Below are 8,180 nucleotides of genomic sequence, written 5' to 3'. Positions count from 1 at the left end.
AACGGCTGCTTGTAATACAGGTGCGCAAACTGATCGTTGAAATCTCCATACTGATCGTATCGTACCTGGATAACACCATCTTTTACACGAAAGGTATTTCCATAGTTTACACCGACATCGTGATGATGGATCTTCACAATCCAGTCGTTTATATCGCGACCATTAAATAGTTTTATCCAATCTTGCTGGTGTGTTGGTTTGTGCGCTGAAGATTGTGCAGTAACATATATACTCATTAACAGTATACATGCAGTATAAATGAATCGGGCCATGCTGTAAAAATTGTGCACAGGCAAGTTAACAAAGTAATGATGATTATAATAAACATAAATGAGGCAAGTCTTCCCCAAATGTTTTAAAAATTGTGCCTCTGTAAGCTAAAAACGCATGGCACAGCAATTTAATAAGAAGGAGTAAGGGTAGAGTAGGTTAGGTTTACAGGCCCGGATGATGCTAGTCATACCGGGCCTGTTTTTTTTGCGCCTGCATTATACTTCGACATTCGTTGATCGATGTTTCTTGCTCGATATACAATTTCCGTTATCCGTTAATTGTTATAAATTAATCGTGAGGGTGCGTGTAAAAATCCAATAGTACGAAGAACGCAAAGGAGACACAAAGTTGCACAAAGGTATACTTTCGGACCTTCCGTCTTCCGGACTTTATACTTATTCTATACTTTAAGGATTCGTTGGTACTCCCTGATTTTTCAGGTCGAATTTTATTACCGATTAATGAAGAATTAACTATTAACAAGTAACGGCTAACCGACAAAGATTTCCTGAAATGTTCCTGCATTATTCACGGCATTTCCGCTGGCTGTATTATTGAAGTATATATAGGCTTCGGTCAAACCACGAAAATTTTTGATGTGATTACCAACGCGCTGAAGAAACTCATGGCTATAGGAAGAATGGTATAATTTTGGCACTCCGTGAAATCGGTAATATACCACCGGTGCCGTATGATAAATATCGTCTGGCAACTGCGGATAGCTGATGCCGCACCAGCATACCTTATGTTGCTTTAGCGCTTCTATTACTTCTTTGCGCCACCAACTTTCGTGGCGAAATTCGATTACGTTAACAAAAGCCGGATCAAGTGATTCCAATATCCTGGATAATGCAGACTCACTGTATACGATGGCAGGATGCAGCTGAAAAAGTATACTTCCCAATTTATTACCCAGGCCATCCTGAACGGTTTGATAGAATTGCTGTATTTCAATTGTAATATTTTTAAAACGCTTCAGGTGTGTAATGATGCGCGGTGCCTTTACGGTAAATATAAAATCATCCGGACTGCGTTTATACCACCCCGCTAAATCAGCAACCCGCGGAAACCGATAAAAGGTAACATTCAGCTCCACTGTGTTGAACCATTCACAGTAATATTCAAACCATTTCCGCTGCGACAGCGTGTCCGGATAAAATATACCCTTCCATTCCCTGTACGAAAAACCCGAACAACCAATCCTCCACATCATATAAGAAGCTTTAAGCGGAAAGCTAAAAGCAAAGCAGAGTGTATTAAACTTTATACTTTCCACTTTAAGCTTTAGACTATATTTCTATTCTGCGTATTTCTGTGGGAAACAAAAATAGCTACGAGCTATGTTCTCACTTTCAGCTTTCCACTGTAAGCTTAAAGCTATTTACTATTTACGGTTTAAATTTCATTATACGATACGGCTCCTTCGGATCAGGATCATTCAATTGAGAAGAGCTTACATATAGCGAGCCATCAGCACCGGCAGAGAATGAATCGGGCCAGCGGAAATTGGAATCCTGCACAACAATGTGGGTAGTGTTTCCGTCATATACCCGGATAGCACTTTCCTCTACCGAAGCTAAATATAGTTTACCATCCTGACCGAAGATCATACCATCCGATGGCGGAAATTCTCCGAGATGTTCCACCGATTCATCCAGTTTGCCCGGATAGAAATCAGGGTATATCAACAACGTAGTGGGTACACGATAAAGGCTTTCACCTGTAAGCGGTCGCCAGTATAGATATAGTCCGTCCGGACTCAGTGCTATACCATCACAATGCACGCGCGGATGTTCTCCATCCTGGTTTACGTATTCTTCTCCGTTAATGGTTAGTACAATATCTTCAGATTTAGTGCTCTTATTATTCGCCAGCATGCGCCACGATTTTCCTGTGTCAAGGTCAACCACTATAATAGCACCTTCATTGGAGTCTGTGATATACCCGATCTGTCGTTGTTCATCAATACGTATATCATTCAGGTAGCTGTTACTGGTGATAACCGGTTCATCGATCACAATAACATTTACTATGCGATTTGTTTTTAAATCAATCTGTACAACTTTAGCCCCACCTTTCGCTACACCTGTATAGGCACCGTTACGTTTTGGATTGGCCGGATCAAGTACCCACAGGTAATCATCTTTATCGATATATACCGACTGCACACAAATGAAGTGCTCTTCCGGTTTCATGCCGGGCGACCAGGTATTCCAGTTTACATCAGGATAAGGAGTGGCTTTGGCGGGATCTGTAATATCTACTACAGAAACTTCATGGTCTGCCGACCAGTTGGGATAATTAGCAAACAACTTCAACTTATCTGTTCGCGATTGATGCGAAACTGCTACACCGGTCCATTGCTTCAATGAATTTGCAACAACCGTTACCTGTGCATTTCCGTTGCCGGAATTGGAACCTTCTGTTCCTCTTATATTTAATTCTTCATGGCACGCAACCCATGGCAGGGCCACTAGCAGCCAGGAGATGCTCCTGACTAACCATCGCTTGGTAATCATAACCCATAGACATTTTTTGTACTGGTGAAAAAGAAAAAAGTATGCCTGTACCTTTTTTAAAAAAATCTTTTACTCCGAAAACGTTGTCATATTATTTAGCACAACCTTTCTTCATGAGAATTAGTTAATACTTTCATAAGTTTACCATCTCTTTTATACACCTATATATAGCATACAGTCATGGCAAATACGAGTAGCAATTCCCAGAGAACAGAGTGTGATGTAGTGTTGATCGGAGCAGGAATTATGAGCGCCACGCTTGGTGTCTTGCTAAAGGAACTTGAACCCGGACTTACAATAGAAATTTTTGAACGCCTGGATGTTGCTGCTGCAGAAAGCTCAGACGCGTGGAACAATGCGGGCACGGGGCACTCGGCATTCTGTGAACTCAATTACACACCGGAGCATGAAGATGGCTCCATCGATATATCGAAAGCAATAAAAATTGCAGAGTCGTTTGAGATCTCAAAACAATTTTGGGCATACCTCACACAACAGAAAAATTTTCAACTGCCGGAAACATTTATCACACCTATACCGCACATGAGTTTTGTGTGGGGCGCTGAAAATGTACAGTACCTGCGCAAGCGTTATGAGGCTCTTCAGGCAAACGCCTTATTCAAGGGTATGCAATATTCGGAAGATCATGATCAACTGGCACAATGGATGCCATTGACCATGCAAGGCCGTGAGCGTAGCCAGGACGTTGCAGCTACTCGTATGGAGCTTGGCACCGATGTAAACTTTGGTGCGCTAACACGCAACATGTTTGGTATGCTGCAGGAAATGCCGGGTGTGTCTATGAACTTCAACCACGAAGTGAAAGACCTGAAGAAACAAGACGATGGCACGTGGCGCGTAAAAGTAAAAAACAGAGACACGGGCGATAAACGGAAGATACGCGCGAAGTTTGTGTTTATAGGAGCGGGTGGCGGATCGCTTCGCCTGTTGGAAAAATCAGATATACCGGAAGGACGCGGATTCGGTGGCTTCCCGGTCAGTGGCCAGTGGTTAAAATGTACTAACCCTGCGGTGATCGAGCAGCACCAGGCAAAAGTATATGGTAAGGCCTCTGTAGGTTCTCCTCCCATGTCAGTACCTCACCTGGATACACGCGTGATCAACGGCCAGCGCGCTTTACTCTTCGGACCGTACGCAGGCTTCTCTACCAAGTTTCTGAAAGAAGGATCGTACTTCGATCTGATCAAGACTATACAACACGACAACATTATACCGATGCTGGCGGCTGGTATAGATAATATACCTTTGACCAAGTATCTCATCAACCAGGTACGTCAGTCACCGGAAGATCGTCTCGCAGCGTTGAAAGAGTTTTACCCGGAAGCCAGAATGGAAGACTGGGAACTTGAAATTGCCGGACAACGTGTGCAGGTGATCAAGAAAGACAAAGAGCACGTAGGTGTACTGGAATTTGGAACAGAAGTAGTAAGTGCTGCCGATGGAAGTATAGCAGCATTACTGGGCGCATCGCCCGGAGCATCAACAGCAGTATCTATTATGCTTACGCTATTGCAACGCTGCTACCCTGACAAAATGAAAACCGAAAACTGGAAAACCAGACTGAAGCAGATGATACCATCATACGGTCAGCCATTAGCCAACAGCCCGGTATTACTCCGCGAAACAAGAGCCTACACGAACGAAGTACTCGGCCTCAACTCCGTAACAACCGTACTGTAAGGCGATATAAAAATTTTATCCAAAGGATGATTGCACATCAAACACGCAATCATCCTTTTTTATTTTATAAACTCCAATCTTTCAGCCCCTAAGCTTAACTCTCTCACGGGCACGATTTTTATCTTACTCCCCTCTGGACTTCAACCCACGCCTATATGAAAATCCAGATCAACAACACGGTAGTAGATTATTTAAAAGCCGGTGATGGCGACATCACGCTGCTCTTCGTGCACGGCTCTTTCCTTACCAAACACTATTGGAGAGAACAGGTGGAGTATTTCAAAAGCAGCTATACGGTAGTCGCACTTGATCTGCCCGGTCATGGTCATTCAGGAAGAGATCGTAAACACTGGACGATGCAATTGTACGGAAAAGATATAGCAGACCTGATCGATGCTCTTCATTTGAAGAATGTGATTTTGATTGGCCACTCTATGGGAGCCGATGTAGTGCTCGAAGCTGCACTACTTCAACCCGATGTAGTAAAAGGTATAGTAGCGGTTGAAGCGTTGAAAAATGCCGGCACCGAAATGCCTGTGGACGTTCTGCAACAGATGCATACTATCGTGGAGAACCTGAAGATAAACTTTGCCGACACAATGGAGGCCTATGTGCGCCAGGATTTATTAACAGCCGATACCGATCCGAAGATCATTCATACTATTGTGCATGCATATCGTCATGCCTACCGGCCGATGGCAACCGAAGTTATAGCAGAAGCATTTCATTATACACTGCGTGAGCGTGAGCTACTGCAATCCCTCAATCAAAAGATATATATCATTAACGTTGACTATACACCTACCGATGAAGAAGCACTCAAGCGTTACTGTTCTAATGGTTATGAATTACATTTCATTCACGGCACCAGTCACTTTCCGATGATGGAAGAATCGCAGGTGCTGAACGAAGCGCTTGAAAAAGTTATTGACAAGATCACAGAAGACTCCGTTCCGCTGCCCTACCGACAATACAGTCACATCTGATGTATAGCACGCACACGGATTGTATCATGTATAGTATATATCCGGTTATTATCGGTGATGATGCTCTCCTTTCGCGTTGCTTGTTTGCACAAATACCCCGCGCGAAAGACCACTCGACAAATTTCATATCAACTCAACAGAATATTAACACGATTGCATGCCACTGTACAAAAATTAAGATCGATATTGCTTCAATCGTACAGGTGAAGATTGTATCTTCCCTTATCCAGCCGCTTAAAAGTAAAATATTAGAGATTTATCTTTACTAATTATTTTAGTTTTAATAAAATTGTATCGCTAATCTAATTAGTCGATCACAACCCGCTTACTTTTTTCAGCTATGGAACAAGAAACAGTTCATTCCACCAAGTGGTCTGATGAAAATATAATTGACATTATCCGTAAAGTCCGCAACGATCTGATCAAGGATTTTCTGGACGAGCGTTATTTAAAAGACTATATACAAAACCGTTATGGTCTGCGCGATCTGTCGGCCGTAAAGATTGAATTTATAAAACGCGATCTGAAAGAATTTTTGATCGCCCCGGTAAACACATCGCACTATAAACCGATTGTTGACCAGATAAAGGAGAATAACTCAGCATCGTTATCCGAAGGGAAAGAAGAACTCTTCTACACAGAAGTAGAGTATATATTGAAGAATTATATATACTGAGTTGTGTGCTAAGTATAAAAGATGATCAGTCCCAATGCGATCCAGGTGATCGTTTCGATCAACCATTCTGTTTTACTAATTTTCTTATCCGTTTCCATAACCTGAACATTTAGCTGTTCAGGTGTAGAGCAATTATATGCCAATTACCCGGCAATGGATAATACGGTAAAAACAAAAAGGTTTCGTCCAAATCTGGGGAACGGTATGGACAAATCCGGGATGGCCTCCACGCTATATTTGCTGAAGGGCTTTCTCGCTGGCCGCAAGTATTTTGTCTACAAGAGTATCATCTACAGAAGCCGATATAAACATAGCTTCATATTGCGATGGTGCCAGATATACTCCCTGTGCTAACATGGCTTGGAAATACTTAGCAAACTTCTGCGTATCGGTTGTCTTGGCTGTATCGAAATCTATGACGTGCGTGCCTGTAAAGAATAGGGTAAACATCGAACCTACCTGGTTGATCGTTGCCGGTATACCTGCTTTTTCAATCTGCTTCTGCAAGCCGTTCACCAGGTTCGTTGTTACCCGGTTGATGTGGGTATATACCTTCGGATTCTCCTGTAGATAGTTCAGCATCGCCAACCCTGCCGCCATGGCCAGTGGATTACCCGAAAGTGTACCTGCCTGATATATAGGGCCGAGTGGCGAAACAAAATCCATGATCTCACGCTTGCCGCCATACGCCCCTACCGGAAGTCCTCCGCCAATAATCTTACCCATGGTAGTCATATCGGGCATCACATTATATAGTTCCTGTGCCCCACCGGGAGCCAGGCGGAAGCCTGTCATCACTTCATCAAAGATCAATACAATCTTGTGTTTATCGCAGAGCGAACGCAGCCCTTGTAAATATCCGGGTTGAGGAACAACGCATCCCATATTCCCTACTACCGGTTCGAGGATGATCGCTGCAATCTCATTTTTATTTTCATCTATAAGTTTCTCGATAGCAGGCAGGCTGTTAAAGGGAGCAATGAGTGTATCTTTAGCAGTACCTTTTGTAACGCCCGGGCTATCCGGTGTACCAAAAGTAAGCGCACCACTTCCGGCTGCAATTAAAAATGAATCGCCATGACCATGGTAGCAGCCTTCCATTTTAATGATCTTGTCGCGACCGGTATATCCACGTGCAACTCGTATGGCAGACATGGTTGCTTCAGTGCCCGAATTTACCATGCGCACTTTCTCTACCGATGGAACAATCTCACAAATCAACTCTGCCATCGATACTTCGCGTGCCGTAGGTGCACCAAATGATGGCGAACTGCTCAACGCTTCTTTCACTGCCTCTTCTACAATCGGATGAGCATGACCCAGAATCATCGGGCCCCACGAATTAATCAGGTCTATATATTCATTACCGTCTTCATCATACAGATACGCGCCTTTCGCCTTCTTCATGAACAAAGGATTTCCGCCCACTGCACGAAACGCCCGCACCGGAGAATTAACGCCACCCGGTATATATTGCTTTGCCTTCTCAAAAAGTGACTTACTCTTGCTGTCTGCCATTACTTGGTGTATCTATGGGTTACTTGCGTATTATCTATCTTAGTATATCTATACTTCAACATTCGTTGATCGATGTTCCTTGTTCGTTATCAGTTAATGGTTATTCGTGAATCGTCATAATGTGCAGTTATCCACTGCGAAACCCTGTGTGCATTCCTCCGCGTTCTTTGTGCCACTGGATTTATCCCACACACTCATTCCTACACCCACGATTAACTGTTAACGATTAACGCCTAACGGCAGCGGCTAGCGCTTATCCACCACAACCGCGCGTCCATTCTTAAAGCGGATAAACGGCACTAACTGATTGTCGTGACTGAACTGGTAATTAAATCCTTGGGTGAGATAACCGTTGATGAGTTTCTCTTTGTTCATCTCTTCCTGGAAATATACTCCGTTCTTCTTCAACTGATTTCCAGCGAAGAGCATAAACTCATAGCCCATCATGGCATACATAGAAGGTGTATGACCATGCTTGCGCACAAATTTCTCGATGAAAGAAGATAA

6 protein-coding genes and 2 pseudogenes are annotated in these 8,180 nt (G+C 43.4%); 3 read left to right on the top strand and 5 right to left on the bottom strand.

Annotation, left to right across the window (positions count from 1 at the left end; genetic code table 11):
* The 3 genes and pseudogenes from VIN08_RS09280 to VIN08_RS09270 form a co-directional block, all read right to left on the bottom strand.
* A pseudogene (locus VIN08_RS09280) lies at positions 1–272 on the bottom strand (DUF1080 domain-containing protein); the annotation flags it as partial.
* Between the two features lie 491 nt (positions 273–763).
* Complete coding sequence (locus VIN08_RS09275; protein WP_331963566.1) at positions 764–1,486, bottom strand: DUF72 domain-containing protein; 723 nt, start codon at positions 1,484–1,486, stop codon at positions 764–766.
* A gap of 175 nt (positions 1,487–1,661) precedes the next feature.
* Positions 1,662–2,792, bottom strand: a complete 1,131-nt coding sequence (locus VIN08_RS09270) for an L-dopachrome tautomerase-related protein (RefSeq protein WP_331963563.1) — start codon at positions 2,790–2,792, stop codon at positions 1,662–1,664.
* Between the two features lie 180 nt (positions 2,793–2,972).
* Here VIN08_RS09270 and VIN08_RS09265 point away from each other — a divergent pair, with 180 nt between their 5' ends.
* The 3 genes from VIN08_RS09265 (at position 2,973) to VIN08_RS09255 (ending at position 6,155) form a co-directional block, all read left to right on the top strand.
* Positions 2,973–4,493 (top strand): malate:quinone oxidoreductase, encoded by a 1,521-nt coding sequence (locus tag VIN08_RS09265; RefSeq protein ID WP_331963560.1) that lies wholly within the window; start codon positions 2,973–2,975, stop codon positions 4,491–4,493.
* Between the two features lie 155 nt (positions 4,494–4,648).
* Positions 4,649–5,479, top strand: a complete 831-nt coding sequence (locus tag VIN08_RS09260; protein WP_331963557.1) for an alpha/beta hydrolase — start codon at positions 4,649–4,651, stop codon at positions 5,477–5,479.
* Positions 5,480–5,819: 340 nt separating this feature from the next.
* Entirely contained in the window at positions 5,820–6,155 is a 336-nt protein-coding gene (locus VIN08_RS09255; protein ID WP_331963554.1) for a hypothetical protein, read from the top strand.
* A gap of 231 nt (positions 6,156–6,386) precedes the next feature.
* Here VIN08_RS09255 and hemL read toward each other — a convergent pair whose 3' ends face one another.
* Entirely contained in the window at positions 6,387–7,673 is a 1,287-nt protein-coding gene (gene hemL, locus VIN08_RS09250) for a glutamate-1-semialdehyde 2,1-aminomutase (RefSeq protein WP_331963551.1), read from the bottom strand.
* Between the two features lie 246 nt (positions 7,674–7,919).
* Positions 7,920–8,180, bottom strand: a pseudogene (locus VIN08_RS09245) (hypothetical protein); the annotation flags it as partial.

Source organism: Ohtaekwangia sp. (assembly GCF_036568665.1).
GTDB lineage: Bacteria > Bacteroidota > Bacteroidia > Cytophagales > Cyclobacteriaceae > Ohtaekwangia.
Note: the sequence above shows the minus strand (reverse complement) of the source record. Positions and strands in the feature narration are given on the sequence as shown.

What these genes read in the sequence shown, in the direction of transcription:
- VIN08_RS09275 (WP_331963566.1), bottom strand. Translation starts at nt 1,486, where the DNA reads ATGATGTGGAGGATTGGTTGTTCGGGTTTTTCGTACAGGGAATGGAAG.
- VIN08_RS09270 (WP_331963563.1), bottom strand. Translation starts at nt 2,792, where the DNA reads ATGATTACCAAGCGATGGTTAGTCAGGAGCATCTCCTGGCTGCTAGTG.
- VIN08_RS09265 (WP_331963560.1), top strand. Translation starts at nt 2,973, where the DNA reads ATGGCAAATACGAGTAGCAATTCCCAGAGAACAGAGTGTGATGTAGTG.
- VIN08_RS09260 (WP_331963557.1), top strand. Translation starts at nt 4,649, where the DNA reads ATGAAAATCCAGATCAACAACACGGTAGTAGATTATTTAAAAGCCGGT.
- VIN08_RS09255 (WP_331963554.1), top strand. Translation starts at nt 5,820, where the DNA reads ATGGAACAAGAAACAGTTCATTCCACCAAGTGGTCTGATGAAAATATA.
- hemL (WP_331963551.1), bottom strand. Translation starts at nt 7,673, where the DNA reads ATGGCAGACAGCAAGAGTAAGTCACTTTTTGAGAAGGCAAAGCAATAT.